The sequence below is a fragment of the Sphingomonas sp. OV641 genome, from assembly GCF_900109205.1.
Lineage (GTDB): Bacteria > Pseudomonadota > Alphaproteobacteria > Sphingomonadales > Sphingomonadaceae > Sphingomonas.
This window is the reverse complement of the sequence record NZ_FNZB01000001.1, coordinates 350,536-372,517: the sequence shown is the minus strand read 5'-3', so window position 1 is coordinate 372,517 and position 21,982 is coordinate 350,536. Positions and strand designations below refer to the sequence as shown.

Below are 21,982 nucleotides of genomic sequence, written 5' to 3'. Positions count from 1 at the left end.
CTTGTATCCGCGCCTATGTGACAGCATCCGCTTTTTCCTCGCCAGCCCCCGCCCGCGCCGCTGGCGATAGCATCGTCATCGAGGCACGCAATCTGACGCTGGCGCTTGGTCGCCCGCCTGCCCGGACGGAAATTCTCCGCGGCATAGATCTGATCGTGCATGCGGGAGACAGCGTAGCGCTGCTCGGCCCTTCGGGCTCAGGTAAATCCTCGCTGATGGCGGTGTTGTCGGGCATGGAGCGGCCGACGGGCGGAAGCGTACACGTCGCGGGCCTCGACTTCGATCGGCTGAACGAGGATCAACTTGCGGTAGCCCGGCGCGGCCGTATCGGCATCATCCTGCAGGCCTTTCACCTGCTGCCCACCATGACTGCGCTCGAGAATGTTGCGGTTCCCCTCGAGCTGGCGGGGCGACCGGATGCCTTTGCCACGGCGGAGGCGGAACTGGAGGCCGTTGGGCTCGGCCATCGCCTGACCCATTATCCCGCGCAGCTTTCCGGCGGTGAGCAGCAGCGCGTCGCGATCGCCCGCGCTCTCGCACCCCGACCGCCGCTACTGTTCGCGGACGAGCCGACCGGCAATCTCGATGGCACCACCGGCGCCGCGATCATGGACCTTCTGTTCAGGCGGCATGCCGACACCGGCGCGACCCTGTTCGTCATCACGCACGATCCGAACCTGGCCGACCGGTGCGACCGGGTAATCTCCCTTGCTGACGGGCGTATCGTCCGGGACGGTCGCGCCGCATGAGAAACGCCTGGCGATTGGCCGTCCGCGATCTGCGTGCCGGTGGGCGCGGCTTGTGGCTCCTGCTGGTCTGCCTCTTCCTCGGCACGGCGGCGCTCGCGGGGATCGGCAGCCTGTCGGCGTCGATCACGACTGCACTCGACACCCAGAGCCGCCGGTTGCTCGGCGGTGACCTGGAGCTGCGCGTGTCGCAGCGGCGCCCGACTGTCGAGGAGAGCGCAGTGTTCGCCGGCTTTGGTCGAACGTCGGAAAGCGTTTCCGTCAACACCATGGCGCAGACCCGGTCCGCCGGTGCATCGACGTTGATCAATCTGCGCGCTGTGGATCAGGCATGGCCGCTGATCGGTCGACTGGAGCTTCGGCCAGGCGCCCTTGCCATGCGCCCGCGCGGGCGTAGCGTTGCGATTGCCCCCGCACTGGCCGATCGCCTGAACCTCAAGGTCGGGGATCAGGTCCGCATCGGCGCCGCCTGGATGCGGGTCATCGGCGTGATCGCCGCCGAACCCGACACCCTTGGCTTCAGCTTCGGCCCGACCGCGCTGGTCGACATGAACGGCCTTGACGCCACCCAGGTGATCCAGCCCGGCAGCCTTTATCAAAGCCGCACCCGACTTCTGCTCCACCCCGGGCTCGATGCGGGTAAGACCGGCGAGGCGGTCGTGCGGCGCTTTCCCAGCGCCGGGTGGTCCGCCCGCACGCCGCAGGATGCTGCGGGCAATGTGAAGCGCAGCATCGACCAGCTCGGCCAGTTCCTCCTCTTGGTTGGCCTTGCAGCGCTGGCCATCGCCGGCATCGGTATCGGCAGCGGCGTCAGCGCATATCTCGAGCGCAAGGGACGGATGATTGCCACGCTGAAGGTGCTGGGTGCACGCTCCGCCACCATCGCCGCCGTGTTCCTGCTTCAGATCGGCCTAGTCGCTGGCCTAGGAGTGGCGGCAGGGCTCGCCGTGGGCGCAGCAATCCCGTGGATCGTCGGCACGCTTGCAGGCAGCGCGCTTCCGATCCCGCCGGAACTCGCCCTCTACCCCGCCCCCCTGCTCGTAGCGGCCGGCCTGAGCCTGCTCGTCGCACTTCTCTTCTCGCTGCCGGCGCTCGCCCGCGCCCGCGCCGTACCCGCGGCAAGCCTGCTGCGGGATGCGGTCTCGGCGGCCCGTCGCCCCACGCCCGCGGTGCTGCTCGCCATGGCTTTCATCCTTGCCGCATTGATCGCACTGGCGGTCCTTACTGCCAGCGATCGTGCCATCGCATTTGGCTTCGTCGCGGCGACCGGATTGTTCGTCCTGCTGCTGTGGCTGCTTGGCGTCGCCTTACGCTGGCTGCTCGCGCGCGTCCCCCGCCCGCGCCGGCCGCTTGTGCGTCTGGCGCTCGCAAATCTCCATCGTCCGGGTGCCCAGACGGATCGGCTGGTGGTCGCGCTGGGTCTCGGCTTTTCCCTCTTCGTGGCGCTTGCCGCGATCAACACCAGCCTTACGAACGAACTGGCCAGCACGGCGCCTGCCAAGGCGCCGCGTTTCTTTGCCATCGATGTCCAGCCCGAAGACGAGCAAACCTTCCGCGCCGCCGTGAACCGAGGCGCGCCGAGCGCCACGATCGAGGCTGTGCCCTCGCTGCGTGGTTCGATAGTCGCGATCAAGGGGCAACGGGTGGCCGACATGAAGACGCTGCCCGAAGGCGCCTGGATCCTGAGAGGCGACCGGACGATTACTTGGTCCGCCACGGTGCCGCCGCGCAACGACGTGGTGGACGGACAATGGTGGCCGTCCAACTACCGGGGGCCACCACTGATCTCGCTGGAGGATCGCGCGGCGGAACTCCTTGGCTTGAAGGTCGGCGATGCCGTCACCGTTGCGGTGCTGGGTGTCGAAATACCGGCGCGGATCGCCGCGCTACGCAAGGTCGACTGGCAGGGGCTCGGGCTCAACTTCGCGCTGATCTTCTCTCCAGGCTATATCGAGGAAGCGCCACACAGCCTGCTTGCCAGCGTCTATGCGCCCCCCGCCCGCGATGGCGCGGTCGCCACGGCTGTTGCCAACGCCCTACCCTCCGTCACCATGCTCCGCACCGGTGACGTCATCGGCCAGGTCAGCGAATTGCTGGGGCGCATCGCACTGGCGATCCGCGCCGCCGCTGCCGTGACGGTGGCGGCCGGCATCGTGGTGCTCATCGGCGCGGTGACGGCGTCCGGTCAGGCGCGGCGCTATGACACGGTCGTTTTGAAGCTGCTCGGCGGCAGTCGGCGTCAGCTCCTTGCCGGTCAGGCGATCGAATACGGCTTGCTGGCGCTGCTTCTTGCCGTAGTTGCGCTGCTGCTCGGCACGGCTGCGGGTTGGTATGTCGTCACTTATGTTCTGGAACTTCATTGGGCGCCGGACCCGTGGACGATCGCTGGCACCCTCGGCGTATCGATCGTCATGACCCTTGGCGTGGGGGTGGCAAGCAGCCTTCCCGCCTTGCGCGCCACACCGGCTGCCGGTCTGCGCGCTGGTTGATTTGGCAACAGTGCGCCGACGTGCCGACTCCGGCGTAACTCCGATTAACTAGGAGCAGCACTCCCACCTTGGGGTACATCAATACCGGACCCCACCCCGAGGAACGAACGTGGCACGACGACGGACGAGGATCTGTTTCCCGTTTAGCGGAGAGGCACTGGGCGGGAGCCACATTTCGGCGCATGGCCTGCTCCAGAATATCGACCGGGATCGGTTCGACCCCATGGTCATCGTCCAGGAGCCCGATGGCGAGATCGCGCGGTTGATGCGCAGCGCCGACGTGCCGGTGCGACATGCAGGCTTCCTGCCTCCGCTCCGTCATGGCGAGAGGGCTGGCCTGCGCGACGCCATCGGAATAGCAAAGGCCTCGCGCGCCTGCACCGAGATGATCCGGGCGATGGGCGCCGACATCGTTCATACCAACGATGGCCGATCGCACGCGATCTGGGCCGCGCCAGCCAAGTGCGCGGGAGCGCGACTGGTCTGGCATCATCGAAGCAGCCCCGATGCGCGTGGCCTGCGGCTCGTCGCCCCACGGATCGCCGACGCGATCATTTCGGTTTCTACCTTCGCCTTGGGTGACGTGGACACGCGCAACGTTCCGACGCAGGTGATCCACAGCCCCTTTGACACTGATGTGCAGGCCGATCGGCGCGCCCGCCGGGCCGCCCTGCTCGGCGAACTTGGCTGCGCCCCCGACACCCAGTTTCTCGGCTTCTTTGGTGTGATGATCGTGCGCAAGCGGCCGTTCCACTTCATCGAGGCGATTGCTCGGCTGCGCGATCTCGATCCCGGCCGTCCGGTGTGCGGGTTGCTGTTCGGCACCCCACTCGAAATCGGCAGCGATGAGCTGATGGCCCATGCGAAGCGGCTGGGCGTGACGGACGCCATTCGCTTGATGGGCTATCGCGCGCCCGGTGCCGACTGGATCGCGGGCTGTGATCTGTTGCTGGTGCCGGCCAAGGATGAACCCTTTGGACGTACGCTGATCGAATCCATGCTGGTTGGCACGCCGGTTGTGGCCACTCGTTCCGGCGGCAATGTCGAGGCGCTGCGCGGCGGCAGGCTCGGCCCGCTCGTGCCTCTGGATGATCCTGCCGCCATGGCGCGGGCGGCTCTTGGATTGCTGGCCGACAAGGCGGAATGGCATCGGCTCGCCGATGCTGCCCGCCTACACGCGCTCGATCATTTCGGCGCCAGGCGTCACGCCGCAGCCGTCATGAACGTGTATGACGAACTGGTGCCACCGTTTGCGGTGGCGGCCGGGCCGGCAAAGGTGCACGCTCTGGCGTGAGCCGCCCGGGCCCGCGCCGTTCGATGTCGCCAGGAATAATGATGGACCCGTTGAGCGGGCTGAGCGTTCCATATGTCCGGCCGCCTGACACATGCCCCTCTTCATGCTTCCGAAAGGAGCAAGGGAGGCGCTCCGAAGGGCCTATCCGCACGGGTTAGTGCGCTACCCGAGTGCCCCCATGCGCACTCGCCTCTGCCGCGGTTAATCTTACGCCGTTGGCAGTGGAGGCCCAGGCCATGAAAACGGTGTTGCTTGCGGGCGGGCTCGGCTCGCGTCTTGCGGAAGAAACCACCCGCATTCCCAAGCCCATGGTGGAGGTCGCTGGTCGACCGATCATTTTGCATGTCATGGACATATACGCCCGCTCCGGGTTCCACGACTTCGTCGTCGCCTGTGGCTACAAGGCAATGATCATGAAGAAGTTCTTCCATGATCTGCACTTCATGGCGAACGACTTCACGATCGATGTGAACAATGGCGCGATCGCGCTGCGCTCCAGCCAGACGATGGACTGGAACGTGTCGGTGGTCGACACCGGCGAAACAACCATGACCGGCGGTCGCCTGCTGCGCCTGCGCGACTGGATCGGCGATGAGCCTTTCTTCTGCACCTATTCCGATGGCGTGGGCGACATCGATATCGATGCGCTGCTTAGCTTCCATCGCAGCCACGGCGGTCTTGCTACGGTCACCGCGGTTCAGCCGCCGGCGCGCTTCGGCAATCTTGAGCTCACCGGCGATCGGGTGTCGGAATTCACCGAAAAGGTCGTGAAGCACGAAACGTGGATCAACGGCGGCTTCTTCGTCTTCGAACCGGAAGTGCTGGATTATCTGTCCGGCGATGCCGAGCCGCTGGAGCAGGGTCCCCTGTCCCGTCTGGCGGAGGACGGCGAACTGTTCGCGTATCGCCATCACGGCTTCTGGCACCCAATGGATACGGTGCGCGATCGGGATCATCTTTCGGGTCTATGTGTGTCCGGGCAGGCGCCCTGGTTGAGCCCCCTCGATCAAAGCGCTGGCTCGGTGGTCAAGCGGATCGCAGCCAATGCGTGAGGCGACGGCTGCCGACCACCGGGCGGGTCAGGCGCTCTCCGGCCGCAAGGTCTTGTTGACGGGTCACACCGGCTTCAAGGGTGGTTGGCTGGCGCTCTGGCTCCGGCGGCTGGGCGCCGACATATGCGCCGTCGCGCTCCCCCCGTGCGACGGCGCACCCAGCTTGTTCGAAAGCGCGCGGATCGCTGAGCTGCTGGATCACCGTATCGCCGACATTGGCGATCCCGCTGCGCTCACGCCCGTGCTTGCCGGGGTGGATGCGGAAGTAATCTTCCATCTTGCCGCGCAGTCGCTCGTCCGGCCGTCCTATGCGGATCCACTCGGAACGTTTCAGACGAACGTGATGGGCACGGCGGCGATCATGGACGCCGCCCGCCACATGCCGTCGCTGCGCGCGATCGTGATCGTCACCAGCGACAAATGCTACGACAATCGCGAATGGACCTGGGGTTACCGGGAATGCGATCCGATGGGCGGCGCTGACCCGTACAGCGCCTCCAAGGGCTGCGCCGAATTGGTCGCTGACGCCTTTCGCCGCTCCTATTTCAGCGCCCCCGACGCGCCGCTGGTCGCCACGGTCCGCGCTGGCAACGTATTCGGTGGCGGCGATTGGTCCGTCGACCGGCTGGTGCCGGATATCGTTCGGGCGGCCAGCACTGGCCTGCCGCTCACCATCCGCAATCCGCTTGCGATCCGCCCGTGGCAGCACGTGCTGGAGCCACTCTCCGGCTATCTCCAGGTTGCCACCGCATTGATGGAGGGGGATCGTTCCGCCGCTGGCGCGTGGAACTTCGGCCCCGATCCAGCCGAAGCGGTGAACGTCGGGACCTTTGCCCGCACCTTTGTCGATTGCTGGGGCGCCGGCGCGCCGGACATCCGCTACGGACAGGAGGTCGCCGCCCCGCACGAAGCGGGCGTGCTGCGTCTGGACAGCACCAAGGCTCGCACTGGCCTTGGCTGGCACCCGCGCCTGTCGTTCGAAGCGGCCGTCGCGCTGACCGTCGATTGGTACAAGGCGCACCTGCGCGGGCAAACCGACATGCGCGCCTACACTCAGCGCCAGATCGAACTTTACACCCGCGACGCCGGCCTCGCCCGTCGCAATCCCCCTCCTTTTCTCGATTCATCCACGGAGATTGCCGCATGCGCGTGAACTACGGTCAGACGGTACACGGCGAGGCGGAGATTGCCGCCGTTGTCGAAGTGCTGCGCAGCTCCACGCAAATGGGCGCCCGTGTCCGGGAAATGGAAGCCCGGGTCGCCGCTCTCTTCGAAAAGAAGCACGGCATCATGGTGAATTCGGGCTCCTCGGCCAATTACCTGGCCGTCGAGTTGCTGAAGCTGCCGCCCGGCAGCGAAGTGATCACGCCGGTGCTGACCTTCATCACCACGGTCGCGCCGATCATCCGTGCCGGGCTGGTGCCGGTGTTCGTCGACGTGCGCGAAGGCACGTACAACATCAACGAGGATCAGATTGAGGAGCTCATCACCGATCGCACCCGCGCGATGATGGTCCCGTCGCTGATCGGCAACCTGCCCGATTGGGACAAGCTGCATGCGATCGCCAAACGCCACAACCTGATCGTGATCGAGGACAGCGCCGATACCCTGGGTGCAACCTTGCGCGGCACCAGCACGGGCACGCGCTCGGACATCAGCACGACCAGCTTCTACGGCAGCCATGTCATCAACGCCGCTGGTAACGGCGGCATGCTCTGCGTGAACGATGATGCGCTGGCGGATCGCGCACGGCTGCTGCGTTCCTGGGGCCGGTCCTCGTCGCTTTTCGTCGATTCGGAAAGCATCTCCCGGCGCTTCGACGTGGCGCTTCAGGGAATTCCCTATGATGCAAAGTTCGTCTTCGAGGAACTTGGCTACAATCTGGAACCCTCGGAGGTCGGCGCCGCCTTCGGCCTCGTCCAGCTTGACAAGCTCGATCACAATATCGCGCTGCGGGAACGCAACTTCGCCCGGCACCGCGCCTTTTTCGAGCGTTACGCAGACTGGTTCATCCTTCCCGAACAGCTGCCCGACTCGCGCACCGGCTGGCTCGCGCTGGCGCTCACCATCCGCGAAGATGCGCCGTTCGACCGCCGCACGCTCCAGATCTTCCTCGAGGAGCGCGACATCCAGACCCGCGTGGTCTTCACCGGCAACATCCTGCGTCAGCCGGCGATGATGAACGTCGAGGTGCGCACGGCGGCGGGTGGCTATCCCATGGCGGACGCGGTGATGCGCGGCGGCATTCTGCTCGCCTGCCATCACGGCCTGACCGACGCCGAGATCGACTACATCCACACCTGTTTCGAAGAGTTCGCGAGCGAGCAGCCGCGCCAGGCCACGCCGGAGCTCAAGATCGCCTGACTTTTGTTGAACTTGGGGGGCTTACATGAGTGACCGATTGAACAGCTGCCGTGCCTGCCTTGCACCGCAACCCTATCTGTTCCTGCCGATGGGGGATCATCCGCCCGCCAACATGTTCGTGCGCGAAAGCGAGCTTGCGGAACAACAGCCCAGCTTTGCCCTGAACACCCAGGCCTGCCTGCACTGCGGCCTGATCCAGGTGGCGGACCAGATACCGGCCGATTTCTTCCGCCATTATCTGTACGTTCCCTCGGGCGCGGATACCATGCACACCCATTTTGCCGGTCTGGCGAAGGTGCTGGCTGAGCGCGCCGGTGACGGGCTGATTGTCGACATCGGCGCCAATGACGGCCTTCTGCTGCAATCGTGCAATGCACTCGGCTGCAAGACGCTGGGCGTCGATCCGGCTGCCAATCTCGCCGAGATCGCGGCCTCGCGCGGCGTTGAGGTGCACGTCGCTTATTTCGGGCCGGAAACGGCGGCGAACATGATCAAGAAGACCGGTCAGGCGAAGGTGATCGTCACGACAAACACCTTCAATCACATTGGCGATCTGCACAGCTTCATGTCCGGCGTCGCACATCTCCTCGCACCTGACGGCACCTTCGTGATCGAGGTGCCCTGGGCCAAGGAGCTGCTGGACCGCAACGAATTCGACACGGTCTATCAGGAGCACGTCTCCGAGTTCAGCCTGCTGTCGATTCAGAAGCTCGGCGCCTTCTTCGATCTCGAGGTGGTGGACGTCACGCGGCTGCCGGTTCACGGTGGATCGATGCGCGTGTTCCTGCAGCGCAGCGGCATCAGCGCACCGACGCCAGCCGTCGCCGAGATGCTGCAGGAAGAGGAAGCCGGCGGGATGCTGCTATCCGCCACCTATGACGACTTTTCCGATCGCGTGGCGGACATCGGCCGCCGGCTCACGGCCATGCTGGGCGATCTGCGCGCTCAGGGACTAAAGGTGGCGGGCTACGGCGCACCGGCAAAGGGCAACACTCTTCTCAATTTCTACAACATCGGCACTGACGATCTCGATTTTCTCGTGGATCGCAATCCGCTGAAGCAGGGCCTTTACTCTCCCGGGATGAAGATCCCGGTGCGCTCTCCGGAAGCAATCGAGACCGAGCAGCCCGACGTTTTGATGGTGCTCGCCTGGAACTTCTTTGATGAAATCCGCGCCCAGCAATCGGGCTTTGCGGCACGTGGCGGCCGGTTCCTGGTGCCGCTGCCCGAGCCTGTGCTCGTGTCGTAGCGCGAGATGGTCGAGCGGATCGCCATTACCGGCGCGGCGGGCTTCATCGGCAGCGCGCTCGCCGCACGGCACATGGCGGAGGGTGCCTGTGTCCACGCGCTCGTCCGGCCGGGCACCACGCTTCACCGCCTGGCGCCCGGCACGACGGTCCACCGGCTCGACCTGTCCGATCATTCTGCGGTTCGGCAGGCACTGGGGGAAATAGCGCCGACCATCATCTATCATCTCGCCACCTGGACTGGCCGGACGCCGCATCCCGACGTGGCGGAGGATCGGGTGGCGATCGTCCGCGACCTCGACATCTTGCTCGGCCTGTTGTCGGCCGCGGCCGCGCTCCCCGTGCCGCCGCAGTCATTCGTACGGACCGGCACGCTCGCGGAATATGGCGACGGCCCCGTTCCTTCGCGTGAGGGGCAGCGCGAACAGCCCAAGAGCGCTTATGCCGGCACCATGGTCGCGGCGGCGCAGCTCGCGTCGGCGGTGGGCCGCCATCTCGCTTTCCCGGTGCGCACCGCGCGGCTCGCCCTCACTTACGGGCCAAACCAGTCGTCGGACTTCCTCATCCCCTGGCTGATTGAACAATGTCTCGCCGGCGAGACGGCGTTCATTCGCTTTCCCGAGCAACGGCGCGATCTCATCTTCGTTGACGATGTGGTGAGCGGCCTCATTGCGACGGCGCGGTCGGAGCATCCCGCCGCGCGTCTGGTCAATCTCGCGACGGGCGTTGCGTGCACCATGGCGGAAGCAGCCGATCTCGTGGCACGCTGCTGCGGATCGGATCCGCAGCTGATCCGGTTCGCGGATGATCACGGCGGCGGCGGCGCGGACATGGTGCCGCACGTAGTGCTTGGTGACACGTCGCGCGCGCTCGCCACTCTGGGCTGGCGCGCCTCCTACTCCCTTGAGGCAGGCCTGCGGCGCACGATCGATGCGCTGCGCAGCGAAAAGGTTGCGGCATGAACGATCCCACCCTCGTTTCCATCCTCGTTCCCGCCTTCAACGAGGAAGACAACGCCGAAAAGGCGTACAACGCCATCGTCGCGGTGTTCGATCGCTTGCCCGATTACGCGTGCGAGATCATCTTCACCGACAATCACTCAACCGACCGGACATTCCCGATCCTGCGTGAACTGGCCACCCGCGATCCGCGGGTGCGGGTGATCCGCTTTGCGCGCAACTACGGCTATCAGCGTTCGCTCCTGGTCGCCTATCAGAACGCGCGTGGCGCCTGCTCCGTACAGATCGATTGCGATCTTCAGGATTCGCCTGAGCATATCCCGCAGATGCTGTCGCTTTGGCGCCAGGGTCATCAGGTGGTCTATGGGATCCGGCGCACGCTGGCCGATCCGCCCGCGGTCGCCGCCGCGCGCCGCCTGTTCTACCGCGGGCTCAGCGCGATGAGCGACGATGATCTTCCCATCGATGCCGGCGAGTTCCGCCTGGTCGATGCGCGCATCCTCGCAGAGCTCCGCTCCGTTCGCGATACCAGCCCGTATCTGCGCGGCATGATCAGCTCGATGGGCTTCTCGCAGGTCGGCTTCGCTTATGATCGTGCGGCACGGACGGCTGGCGAGAGCAAGTTTCCGATGCGCAAGATGGTCTCGCTGGCGATGGACGGCTTGCTGAACCACTCGCTGGTGCCGCTTCGCATGGCGTCGGGCATCGGGATCGCGGTTGGCGTGGTCACCATCCTGCTGATGGTCGGCTATCTCATCGGGCGGCTGATCTTTGGCCAGCAATGGCCCGCGGGTTTTGCCACGACCACCATCCTTCTGCTGCTCGGCATCACGCTGAACGCGCTGTTTCTGGGCATTATCGGCGAGTATCTCGGCCGCATGTTCCTCGAGATTAAGGGCCGGCCCGCCCCGATCGTCGAGGCGCAGCTCAACGGCGCCGGCCCACTCTCCCTCGATTTCGAGATCGTACCGCTGCGTCAGGCTCCCGGAGCCTGACCAACGTGAAGTGACCAGCGGCCCGGCGAATGCTGGGGCTCGGTCAGGAAAGCCTTAGTCGCAGACGCTATCGAGCAGCGCCATCCGGCCTGACATAGACGGCCGCACCGTCCCGCTCCTCCCGGCTCGATCGGCGGAGCGGCATCGGCATTGGGCGATAGCCCGCCTCCTTGGCAAAGGCGCTCAGAACCGGGTCAAGCGTCGCGTCGAAGCCGGTCAGGATGGCTGCAGGCATGGTGCGCCGGAAAACCCCGTGCATCTCCTCCAGCGCTTCGGGATGTGCGAAGTGCGCCCGCTCGTCTGCCGGCACGAACTTCATCGCCCTCACCACGAACGGTCCCAGCGCAAGCTGGGGATAGACCGAGCCGCCACCCTCGGCGACATGCAGCGGCCCGGCCGTGGCGATCGGGCCCGATCGTTGCACCAGCGCGGCGATCTTCTCCGCCTCGCGGTGCACGGCGATACCGGTCCACTTCTGCGGCCGCACGCCATCCAGGATCGACGGCGCTGTCACGGGCAGTCCCGCCAGCGTGATCGCCGCTGCCGCGGACCAGAAGACCGGCGCGGAGAGCGCGCGCTCAGGATCGCTCATCCTGCTCACCGTCACGGCAAATACCATCAGCAGGAACGGGATCGGCAGCGTGTAATATTGGCTGAACGCGGGCGTCGGGATGAAGGAAATGGCAGCCGCGAGCACCAGCATCGCCAGCAAGGTCGCCAGCACTCCATCACGTGATCGCAGCAGCCGCGCCTGTATCGCGGAGTAGATCAGCACTGCGACCAGCACGAGCGAGGCGCCGCCCAGCCACACGCCGCTCGCAACGATGAACTTCGCGCGGGGCGTGATCGCCGGGGTGACTTCACGCGAGACGAGCGACCAGAAGCCGAGCTGCGGCCCACGGTGGAAACTGACCGTGTGCACGAAGAACCCGGCGGGATCCTTCGCCAGAAAATACAGGGTCGGCAGCAATCCGATGATCGCGCCGGCCGCCATGGGCAGCGCGAACCGTGCAAGCCGGTCACGCAAGATGAGGCTTGTGGGCATCAACAAGGCGGCCGCCCCCATCGGCGCGATGACGACCGCGTAATTCGCCTTCATGCCGGCCGCCGTCCCGAGCAGCAGCCCCGTCAGCAACGCCAGCTTTGGCTCCCCGCCCTTCTCGACCGAGCGAACAAACGCCCACAGGCCCCAGAGGATCAGTGGAACGGGCAGGAAGTTGTTGGTCGCTGCCATCCCGGTCTGGTCCAGGAACACGGGATTGAGCAGCAGCGCCGCCATGATGATCGCCGCTGCCGCGGTGCTGCGGGCAATGTCTCGCCCGATGCGCCATGCCGCAAGCGTCGCCGCAATCCAGCCGGCTGCAATGATTAGGCGGGCGACCAGCACATAATGCGTGGTGCCAAGCATCTCGAACATCACGTTGAACAGCAAGGGAAGATTGGGAAGGTGGCTGAATCCGAAGTTCTCGTACAGCCCGGGCGAGAAGAGCACGCCGCCCATGATGTAGAATTGTTCGTCGCGTTTCAGCGGGAAAGTCAGGACGCGGGCGATCACCAGCAACAAGGCGCCAGATGCGATCATCACCGTGATGAAGCGGACCTTCGCCTCGTTCGCGCTTAGATGCGGACTTCCCGCTACGATGATCGGTGCGTCCTGCATGTGTCGAGCTCCCCGGGCTTGCTCCCCTGGTTTACGTGCAAACATCCCGTCATGGAGAGTTCAGGCGGATTAGCCCGTCCGAACCGGCGCGCGGCGCGGCGCATCGGCCTAGTTTCAAGGAAATCTATTCACCGCGCGACGGAGATTCCGTGCCCACCGCAACTCAATTCTTCGGCCGACCGCTCGATCGCATCTCCACGCGGTACGAGGCGCGCTTCTTCGGCTCGCTCAAGACGGGCAATGCCACGTTCAAGCGGACGGAGGCGGGCCGGATGGCCGCCATCGACTCCCTGTTGGTGCAGCGCCTGACCGAAGCGGGCAGTCGGATCGACGAATTGCTCGATCTCGGCATATCGTCGGGGACGACCACGATCGAGCTGGTCAATGCGCTCCGCCGCTCCGGCCAGGTGCCGCACGTGACCGCGACGGACCGGCTGATCCACGCCAAATTGGTAAAGCTGCCATGGGGCTGCCGCGCCTTGGTGGAGCCCGGCGGCCACGTTCTTCAATATGACGTGCTGGGCGCGCCGATCCGACCATGGCGTCGCCGGCTAGATTACGTCACCGGCATGGCGGCGATCGGCAACGCTGCGAAGCGGTTGCTCGGCCCCCAGGTTCCGGACGCTGCCGCTGGCACGCCAGTCGCGCTGGTTACGCCGCATCTCGCACGAATGAAGAACGTCTCGCTGATCGAAGATGACGTGACGCGGCTCAACCCTGCGCTGATCGGCCGATTTGATCTGATCCGCGCCGCGAATCTGCTGAACCGGCACTATTTTTCGGCCGAGGACATGACGAAAGCGGTCGCAAATGTCCGTACCTATCTGCGCGGTCCCGGCGCCTGGCTGCTGGTGGTGCGGACACTCAATGCCGCAGACCATCACGGCACGCTCTTCCGGCTGACCGCCGATGACGAACTGGAAATCGTCGAACGCTACGGCGCCGGATCGGAAGTGGAGGCCCTGTTTACTGGCAAGGAGCGGCCCGCCTGAGGCGATCCCGGCGCTCTCCAAGGCGCCGCGAACCGACGCTCAATCGATCTGCTTACTCGCCAAGCGCGCCTTGTGCGCGTAGTCGAGAAACGCCTCCAGATTGGCCCATCCGTCCCCGTCCCGGTCTTCCCACGCGTCATTCCGGGCCGGGTCCAGCCCATTCGCCCGCTCCCATGTGTCTGACATGCCGTCCCGATCGGCATCCGGGTAAGGAGTGCCGGGCGCCAGCTTCGGAAGCGTTCGGTCGGGCAAGCCAATCCGTCCGGTGCGAGTCCGAACCTCATAGATGACCTGACGATCAACGGCGTCGCGCGGCAAGGCACCGGCCCGCTCCAGCACTTCGGCATAGCTATCGCGCGCCGGCCGCGCTGAAATCGTCAGCGGGCAGACCGGCGTCGGCACCCGCGCCTCCTTGGCCACCGGCGCCACGACCATGCCGCCACCGTCCACCTCATTGCCTTCGAAAAAGATTCGCGCCTCCCCCTTCGATCCCACCCGTGGCCGATCAAGCACATAGGAGACATCGGACGTGCTCGGTCCTTTGCGATAATAGTTGCCGACGATGTTCACCGGGGTACCGCCATAGCTTTCCCAGACTTCCGTGAACTGCAGCCCGGCATTGTAGAGGACGTTATTCACCACCTCGACACAACTGCCGGGAGGAAAGTTCACGTCAGGATTGCGGTCCCCGTTGTGCGCGCACAGGTTGTGGAGAAAGCTTACTTGCTGCGGCCCCTTGGGATCACTGGCCAGAAGCGCGCATTTGTCGTGCCGCGGGGTGCCGCGCGCGAAGATCGACCAGGAAATCGTCAGGCGGTCATTCTGCGCATAGCCTCCGATATTCTCATCGCGCGCCCAACTGGCGCTGACGTGATCCAGAATGACGTCCCTGCTGCTTTCGATGATAAACGCGCTGTCCGATGCCCGTTGCTCTCCATCGCGGTCGTTGCGAACGCGGATATGGCGCACCACGACATCGTGACTGCTCTTGATCACAAAGGGTGTCGTCGCGCCCTTGCCACCCGCATGAGCAATGATGATCCCTTCGCCGGGCGCGGTTTCGCCGGCGATGGTGATGAACGGATGGCGGATGATGGGGCGTAGCGTCGTATAGCGGATCAGGCCGGACACGCGGAAAACACACACCCTTGGCTCCGACGCCTCGATGCACGCCCGCAGCGAACCCGGGCCCGCATCGGCAAGCGTCGTGACGAACATGATCCTGCCCCCGCGCCCGCCCTTCGCGGCTCGCCCGAACCCTTCCGCGCCGGGAAACGCCACGGGAGCGCCCGAGGACAGCGGCTGAAGGGTGGCCTTTGCCGATGTCTTCCCCGGCTGGGCTTCGCAACTGGACAGCGACGTCGTCAGCAGCAAAGCCGCACAGGCGCGCTTCGCCGCACGATTAAAGGCGCGCACGGATGCCGACCTGAACGAGGCCGCGGGAAAATTCATCCAGCGGGATGGTCGCCGCGCGATCGGAAAGCGTCGCGTCTGCGAAGAGCGAGAACCTGCGGGTCGCAAGATATTCCACGCCCACCCGCCCTTGCACGATGTCCTGCTTGTCACCCGCGCCGCGAAACACCGATCGGCGCCACCCCACTTCACCGGACAGCAGCAGATTGTGGCGGGCTTCCTGCTCGATCGACGCGGACAGCCTAGTATCCGTCCGCCCCGAAGCACCGACGCGAACCGTCGCCACGTCGCCCCGGAAGGCGGCAAAGGTTATCTGCGTGCGGGCGCGCGGCGTCCATGTGACCTGGCCATCCAGCGCAAAGCCGGTGTAGGGCTTCAGCAGCGGATCGTCTGGCTCTGATCGAAACACGCCGACGCCCATGCTCCCGCGGATGCGCGCGTTAACTTCGCGACTCGCGCCCAACAGCGCGCCATAGGTTGTCACATCACGATCGACGCCACCGAAATCCCGGCGGAGATCCGCATCCCGGCGGGTGACGAAGCCCTGCAGGAAGAAGGCCACCGGCGCGGCCGGTTGCCACGTGGCGCGAACCGTGCCGCGATACACACGCAGGTCACGGTCCCGCTCCGCCGGATCGAGGAAGTCGATCCGGTCCGCACCGGGGGACAGGCGGAACGAGACATCGCCCGCGCGCGCGGTATAGCCAAGCTCGGCTGACACCGTGTTGATCTTGCGCGGCGGTACCGTCGTCGGTGCACGCGCCTCCGGATCCGATCGAGGCTGCACTGCCCGATCGAACTTAAACGCTGCATCCAGCCCGTGTTGCGCCGAAAACCGCGCCGCGCCATCCAGCATCAGTCCAAACAGGAAAGCGTCCTCGCGCGTCACGCTGATATGCTGGCGCGCTTCGGCATACGCCACGCCGTGGGCAGACAGGCCGGCGTCCTGCAGCGTCATTTCCACCGAGGGCCGCAGGACGAAGATACCGTCGTCCTGGCCGTTGCGCGACGTGGCATAGACGTTCGTATCGTAGATTGCCGACCCATCGACCGAGATCAGCATCTCCGCCGGCCCCACATGGTGAACGATCGGTTCAAATCCGGGCCGCGGCAGATTGGCTGGCGAACCACCGCGCCGCGTCGTCTGTGCGCTGCCGGGTGTCGTCGGCAGCGTAGCGGCGACGGCGGCTATGACGAGAGTGAGGCGAGCGGTGCCGCGCTTCCGAACTGATCCCATGATCAGAACCATGCCTCCGGCACCCGGATCGTATCGCCGGGCATGATCTTGGTCACCGCATCGGCGCGGCGTTCGACATCGGTGCCACTGCGCGTCACCGCTGCCATCTTGGTGCTGGCGCGAAATGTGTAGCCGCCGGCGATCGCGACCGCCGTGGTCACCGTCATTCCCGGCACATAGGGATATTGGCCCGGCTTCTGCACCTCGCCCAGAATGTAGATCGGGCGATATTTGACTATCTGCACACTGACGCTTGGCTTGGTGGCAAGCTCACGACTGAGCAACTGACTGCTGATGGCCGACTCCAGCTCGGCAGGCGTGCGTTGGTCAGCTTTGATTGCACCAAGCAAAGGAAGCGAGATGTCACCATTGTCGGCCACGGTGTAGACATTCGCCATTTGGTCGAAGCCGAACACCGCAAGTCGCAACTCGTCGCCCGGCCCAAGTCGATAACTGTTCTGGGCCGGCGCATCGATGGTGGAAAGATGGGAAACCCCGTTCGAGCAAGCTGAGAATATCACAGGCAAGCTAAGTGCTAACGACGCGGCGAGCATGCGCATGACAGAGTCTCCAGATTTGGAAGATGCTGCGCCGATGCTAAGCCATTTCTATTCAGGCCCTAGCTGGCCATTCGGACACCTTGCGTTTCGCAGGAAGTAATCTGTTAGGGGTAACGCCTTCGGGGCGCCTGTGAGCAAGCGCGACTCCTGTGGCGAGGATGAGCGGCACCGCCCAGTTCCGGGCGTACATATGCGGTGATGCCATGGAGAAGGCGATGAACGGAAGCGCCACCGCCATGACGAGCGCCGAGGCGGCGCGATCGTCCCTCCAGCGATGCAGCGCCGCGGCAATCGGCACCATGATCATCATCAACCAGCCGAGCAACGCGGGCAGGCCACCTTCCGCCCACAGCAGCAGATACAGGTTGTGAACAGGCGCCTTGCTCTCGGAAACCTCGCGATAGCGATCCACTCCCAGGCCGATCAGCGGATGCGAATCGACGATCAGCCAGGCTTCCTTCATCAGCTCCCACCGGCCAACGAACGTCCCCGCCTGCGCGATGTCGCCGCTTTCGAGCGCGCCGCCTACCCGGGCCTGGAAAACCGCGGGCACAGGGGCACCGATCAGGAAGATGGCGATCCCCAGCAGCGCCAGTGCAGCGATTGGCCGCCAGTTGCGCTTGCCTCCCGCCAGCACCCAGAACGTCGCGGTGGCGGCTGATGTTGCGGTGAAGCCGGTGAACGAACCAGACAGCAGCAGCCCGGTGATCAACACCGCAAGAAAGATCGTGACGAGCGGCGGCGACATCCGCCCCAATCGTCCCAGATAGAGCACAAACGGAACCGTCATCGCGATCAGCGCGGCATTCCAGTTCGCGTCCGCCATGAAGGCGCCGAGCCGATGCGCGCCGGTGATGAATTCATGGGCCAGGCTCATCGTGGCATCGCGTGATCCGCCGGTGTAGAAATAGACGAACGCGCCGAAGCCCTCCATGGCCACGACGCCAAGCACCAGAGCGATGCAGCGACGATGCATGATCTCACGATCGGCATCGATGCACACCAGCGGCAGCACCGCATAGGCCGTGGCATATTGCAGTGAGACGATCATCCACCGCATCGGCGTGTCGTTGACGACGCTGCCCAGCAGCAGCCCGGAGAGCAGGAGGAAAAGCCCGAACAGCCAGGGGATGGTCAGCGATTGCATCGGCTGGGCGTTGAGCGCGCCTCCCGCCAATCTGAACAGCAGGGCCGTCAGGAACAGGGTGTCGCTGGCGGTAAAGAGAATGTCCGGAACGGGTCGCCAGGTGATGTAGGCGGCGAAAAAGATCGCGGCCAGGAGGAGCCCGTCTCCCGTTCCGCGCATCGTGATCACGAAGCGCTGGTACTGCCATCCTGGTGCCGCTTCCCCCTTCATGCCGCGAGCCATCCTGGAAGGACATCAGCGGTCGGCACGACCGTTGGCGGCTCGACGGTCGGACCAGAACTGTGCCCGCCATTGATGATGAAGTCAGGCTTCATGGTCGGCTACCCCGATCTTGTTCAGCGCGTCATCTCTGCGATCACGGCTGCAGTGCGGACGGCCATGTCCTCGATCTGCTCACCGCCGAGCGTCGGATCGACCGGGAACATCAGGCTCGTCTCACCGAGCAGCTGGCACACCGGCAGTCTTCGGGACGGCACGGACAAGCTACCGTCGAACGCACGTTCGTTGTAGATTTCTGGACAGATCCCGCTTCCGGCCGGCACGCCCGCCGCCAGCAAACGCGACAGCACATCATCCCGCGAACAACCTGGCCGCAGCCGGTCGGAACGAAGGAACGCATAATATTTGTAATAGGCGTGCCGCACGTCCTCCGACGGCACCGTCAACCGCACGCCCGGCAGAGGCGCCAGCGCCCGATTCAGACGGGCGGCATTCAATCGTCGTGTCTCCAGCCACCCATCAAGCTTCGCCAGTTGCCGCAATCCGATGGCCGACTGCATCTCGGTCAGCCGGAAATTGGTGCCTAGCCGCTCATGTAGCCACCGGAACACGCCGGGGGAGCCCTTTACGGCGGCATAGGCCGGCGACTTGCCGTGATCCTTGCGCGACCAGGCAGCTGCCCACACGGCCTCATCGCGAAGGACAAGCAGACCGCCCTCACCCCCCGTCGACATGATCTTGTCCGTGCAGAAGGAGAAAGCGGCCGCATCGCCGAACGATCCGGCTACCCGGCCGTTCAGCGTCGCTCCATGCGCCTGCGCGCAATCTTCGATGAGCTTCAGCCCCAGCCCCGCCGCCAGTTCGGCGATCCCTTCGACGTCGCAGGGCCAGCCGGCCAGGTGGACCGCGATGATCGCCCGGGTCCGCGCCGTCAGCGCCTCCTCGACGCTGCTGACCGACAATCCCTGGGTTGTCGGATCGACATCGGCAAAGACCGGCGTTGCGCCAACAGCCGCGACGCAACTGGCCGACGCAATGAACGATCTGGCCGGAACGATCACTTCATCGCCCGGCCCGATGCCGAGCGCATGAAGTGCCAGTTCCAGCGCCAACGTGCCATTTGCCACGGCGATCGCATGTGGCATGCCGACAAGCTTGGCGAACGCGGCCTCGAAGGCAGCGGTCTGTTCCCCGTGATGCAGGGAATTTACCTTGCCCGAGCGCAGCACCTCGACGACGCTGGCAATCTCGTCCGCGTCGTACGCCGGCCAGCGACTTGCGATTGCGGGCTGATCGACACGACGAACCTCGGCGGGTTTGAAGCCCGTCAGCGCGATCGTTCCAGCTGGCGAAATGCTTTCGGCCAGCACTGCGCTCTGGATCGTCATCACTGTCCCCCCACGCTTACCAGTCGGATCGCGGGTATCTGTTCAGGGCTGGCGGCGATCACCTCCGGACGGACATCATCGGCCAGTAATTGACGAGCCAATTGACCGCATGTCGTGTCATCTCCAGCGCTGGCCGCAGCCTCAATCGCGTCGAAGGCAGATGTCAGCAAGCTGATCGGAAGAGAGTCCGGTTCAGCTTCGAACACACCCGGCATGGTGGAGGGCAGTTGCTGCTCGTCCTTGTCGAACAATTCTTCGTACAACTTCTCTCCCGGCCGAAGACCGACGATCTCGACTGCAACATCGATCTCGGGCTCAAGGCCCGCCATCCGGATCATGCGATGCGCGACGTCGATAATCTTCACTGGACTGCCCATATCGAGGACGTAGATCCTGCCGCGCTCAAGCTCGCCTTCCATCCCGCGCGCGGAACTGTGCAACACCAGTTGGACCGCCTCGTGCACCGTCATGAAGAACCGGCACATGTCCGGGTGAGTAACCGTCAGCGGCCCGCCCCGGCTCAACTGGCGCTGGAACAGCGGGATCAGCGATCCGCTGGAGCCCAGAACATTGCCGAAGCGAACCGTCATGAACCGGGGCGCATCGGGCCGGCCGGCACCCGCCAGGTCCAGCGCCTGACAGTAAAGCTCTCCCAAGCGCTTCGTCACGCCCATGAACCCGACCGGGTTCACGGCCTTGTCGGTGGAAACCTGGACCATCGCCCGCGCCCCGAAGCGGCGGACGGCATCCGCGACATTGCGCGTGCCGACAACATTGGTCAGCATGCCCGCGGAAAGGTTCGCTTCTACCAAAGGAACATGTTTGAGCGCGGCCGCGTGATACACCAGCTCCGGCCGATGGCGCTCGAAGATGCGCATGACCTGTTGCCGCTGCCGGATCGAGCAAAGCAAGGATTGCCGCGGAAGATCGGGAAAGTTTTCCCGCATCTCGATGTCAACTTCATAGAGGGCGAGCTCGCTTGCATCCAGCAGCAGCAGCTCGGCCGGCTTCAGCGCCGCGATCTGCCGCACGAGCTCCCGCCCGATCGTGCCGCCGGCACCCGTGACCATCACCCGCCGACCGGTCACCGCTGCGGAGACGGCGGACCCGTCAAGCTGCTTCTGCGGTCGACCAAGAAGGTCGGCGATGTCGAAATAGCGGAAATCGATTTCGGACCGACGGCGCTCGTCCAGTTTGGCGAAGCCAACTGGATAGGCCACATCCAGCCCGAGTTGCTGCGCATTCGCTATGATCCCGACCATCGCGGCCCCGCGCAGCCGATCGGCATCGCCGGCGAACAGCAGACACTCCGGTCGCTTTCCACCGGACTCTAGGCGATCAACAACCTTGGCCAGCTCGCCATAGCCTCCAAGGATCGGCACGCCGCGGATCCGGGCGCGGCGATGGATGCCAAGGTCTCCTAAAACCCCAACGGGTCGGAAGCCGCTTTCGGGATGAACCTCCAGATGACGCAGCATCGCGTCCACATCGTCGCCCGCACCAATGATCAACGCCGATCGCGGTAACCCTGCCGCGCTATAGCTGGGCACCGGTGGGTTGACCGTGCCGCGAAGGAAGCTTCCCGTCAGGCGCCACAGCATTCGCGGTCCGCCGAGCAGAACCACCAGCAGAAACCACATGATGATCGGGATCGATCGCGGCATCCAGGCCGTCTGGCCGGTCACGACCAGACCGACAACAAAGGCGACAATCGCCACCGTGGACGCCTCTATGATCGCGACGAGATCGGCGATGGACGAGTAGGACCAGAGGCGGCGCTGCAGGCCGAACATACGGAAGGTCGCCACAGCCACCAGCATGAAGCACGGCACCGACCAAGGCGCCTTGCTCAATATCTCGGATGCGATCGGCTCGCCCACACGTAGTTCGATCGCACCCACCAGCGCTATCGCTGCCGCCAGCAGATCGCTGGCCAGTATAGCGGAAGAGCGCGCCAGCGGGCGAAGAGCTTCGGGTCGCTCGTCAGTAGGCATCCAGGCACCTCATTGCGCATTCAATGCCTCAGCCTACAGGTGGCGCCTCCGAACAGCCCCTGCGCATCAGATTACACGGGCAGCGCATACGCATTCGGAGAACTCGACCTTTGGAAATACTTTGGTCCGAAAGGACGATTTCGGATGCTCCGAATCGCCATATCCAATCGGGTGGCGCTGTGACTTCCACCCACGACTGACCAGCCGAAGCGCAAAATTACCCCGA

Annotated in this window: 17 protein-coding genes; 10 read left to right on the top strand and 7 right to left on the bottom strand. The window is 64.8% G+C overall.

Annotation, left to right across the window (positions count from 1 at the left end; translation table 11 throughout):
- Nucleotides 1-17 precede the first annotated feature (17 nt).
- The 9 genes from BMX36_RS01695 to BMX36_RS01655 all read left to right on the top strand — a co-directional run bounded on the left by BMX36_RS01695 (nt 18) and on the right by BMX36_RS01655 (nt 11,146).
- Nucleotides 18-749 carry an ABC transporter ATP-binding protein gene (locus BMX36_RS01695; protein ID WP_093063462.1) on the top strand — a complete coding sequence of 244 codons (732 nt, stop codon included), beginning with the start codon at nt 18-20 and terminating at the stop codon, nt 747-749.
- Nucleotides 746-3,235: an ABC transporter permease gene (locus BMX36_RS01690; protein ID WP_093063461.1), complete on the top strand. Its 2,490-nt coding sequence runs from the start codon at nt 746-748 to the stop codon at nt 3,233-3,235. The genes BMX36_RS01695 and BMX36_RS01690 overlap by 4 nt, the downstream gene beginning before the upstream one ends.
- 109 nt (nt 3,236-3,344) lie before the next feature.
- Entirely contained in the window at nt 3,345-4,529 is a 1,185-nt protein-coding gene (locus BMX36_RS01685; RefSeq protein WP_093063460.1) for a glycosyltransferase family 4 protein, read from the top strand.
- Nucleotides 4,530-4,765: 236 nt separating this feature from the next.
- Entirely contained in the window at nt 4,766-5,581 is an 816-nt protein-coding gene (rfbF, locus tag BMX36_RS01680) for a glucose-1-phosphate cytidylyltransferase (RefSeq protein WP_066778114.1), read from the top strand.
- Nucleotides 5,574-6,734: a CDP-glucose 4,6-dehydratase gene (rfbG, locus tag BMX36_RS01675; protein WP_093063459.1), complete on the top strand. Its 1,161-nt coding sequence runs from the start codon at nt 5,574-5,576 to the stop codon at nt 6,732-6,734. Before rfbF ends, rfbG begins: the two co-directional genes overlap by 8 nt.
- Nucleotides 6,725-7,945: a DegT/DnrJ/EryC1/StrS family aminotransferase gene (locus BMX36_RS01670; RefSeq protein WP_093063458.1), complete on the top strand. Its 1,221-nt coding sequence runs from the start codon at nt 6,725-6,727 to the stop codon at nt 7,943-7,945. Before rfbG ends, BMX36_RS01670 begins: the two co-directional genes overlap by 10 nt.
- A gap of 25 nt (nt 7,946-7,970) precedes the next feature.
- Nucleotides 7,971-9,194 carry a class I SAM-dependent methyltransferase gene (locus tag BMX36_RS01665; RefSeq protein ID WP_093063457.1) on the top strand — a complete coding sequence of 408 codons (1,224 nt, stop codon included), beginning with the start codon at nt 7,971-7,973 and terminating at the stop codon, nt 9,192-9,194.
- A gap of 6 nt (nt 9,195-9,200) precedes the next feature.
- Complete coding sequence (locus tag BMX36_RS01660) at nt 9,201-10,154, top strand: NAD-dependent epimerase/dehydratase family protein (RefSeq protein ID WP_066778104.1); 954 nt, start codon at nt 9,201-9,203, stop codon at nt 10,152-10,154.
- Complete coding sequence (locus tag BMX36_RS01655) at nt 10,151-11,146, top strand: glycosyltransferase family 2 protein (protein WP_093063456.1); 996 nt, start codon at nt 10,151-10,153, stop codon at nt 11,144-11,146. Before BMX36_RS01660 ends, BMX36_RS01655 begins: the two co-directional genes overlap by 4 nt.
- Before the next feature lie 67 nt (nt 11,147-11,213).
- On the opposite strand, the gene BMX36_RS01650 is transcribed toward BMX36_RS01655, so the two are convergent.
- Complete coding sequence (locus BMX36_RS01650; RefSeq protein ID WP_093063455.1) at nt 11,214-12,806, bottom strand: hypothetical protein; 1,593 nt, start codon at nt 12,804-12,806, stop codon at nt 11,214-11,216.
- A 149-nt stretch (nt 12,807-12,955) separates the two neighbouring features.
- On the opposite strand from BMX36_RS01650, the gene BMX36_RS01645 reads away from it, so the two are divergent.
- Nucleotides 12,956-13,798 (top strand): hypothetical protein, encoded by an 843-nt coding sequence (locus tag BMX36_RS01645; RefSeq protein ID WP_093063454.1) that lies wholly within the window; start codon nt 12,956-12,958, stop codon nt 13,796-13,798.
- A 39-nt stretch (nt 13,799-13,837) separates the two neighbouring features.
- On the opposite strand, the gene BMX36_RS01640 is transcribed toward BMX36_RS01645, so the two are convergent.
- The 6 genes from BMX36_RS01640 to BMX36_RS01615 all read right to left on the bottom strand — a co-directional run bounded on the left by BMX36_RS01640 (nt 13,838) and on the right by BMX36_RS01615 (nt 21,756).
- Nucleotides 13,838-15,214 carry a pectate lyase family protein gene (locus tag BMX36_RS01640; RefSeq protein ID WP_256210614.1) on the bottom strand — a complete coding sequence of 459 codons (1,377 nt, stop codon included), beginning with the start codon at nt 15,212-15,214 and terminating at the stop codon, nt 13,838-13,840.
- Nucleotides 15,201-16,460 (bottom strand): outer membrane beta-barrel protein, encoded by a 1,260-nt coding sequence (locus BMX36_RS01635; protein WP_093063453.1) that lies wholly within the window; start codon nt 16,458-16,460, stop codon nt 15,201-15,203. The genes BMX36_RS01640 and BMX36_RS01635 overlap by 14 nt, the downstream gene beginning before the upstream one ends.
- Nucleotides 16,451-17,008, bottom strand: coding sequence for a polysaccharide biosynthesis/export family protein (locus BMX36_RS01630; protein WP_093063452.1), 558 nt, complete (start codon nt 17,006-17,008; stop codon nt 16,451-16,453). Before BMX36_RS01630 ends, BMX36_RS01635 begins: the two co-directional genes overlap by 10 nt.
- A gap of 52 nt (nt 17,009-17,060) precedes the next feature.
- A complete protein-coding gene (locus BMX36_RS01625; RefSeq protein ID WP_177178990.1) occupies nt 17,061-18,365 on the bottom strand; it encodes an O-antigen ligase family protein in 1,305 nt (434 codons plus the stop codon).
- A gap of 125 nt (nt 18,366-18,490) precedes the next feature.
- Entirely contained in the window at nt 18,491-19,762 is a 1,272-nt protein-coding gene (locus tag BMX36_RS01620; RefSeq protein WP_093063451.1) for a DegT/DnrJ/EryC1/StrS family aminotransferase, read from the bottom strand.
- Nucleotides 19,762-21,756 (bottom strand): polysaccharide biosynthesis protein, encoded by a 1,995-nt coding sequence (locus BMX36_RS01615; protein ID WP_066778767.1) that lies wholly within the window; start codon nt 21,754-21,756, stop codon nt 19,762-19,764. The genes BMX36_RS01620 and BMX36_RS01615 overlap by 1 nt, the downstream gene beginning before the upstream one ends.
- Between the last annotated feature and the right edge of the window lie 226 nt (nt 21,757-21,982).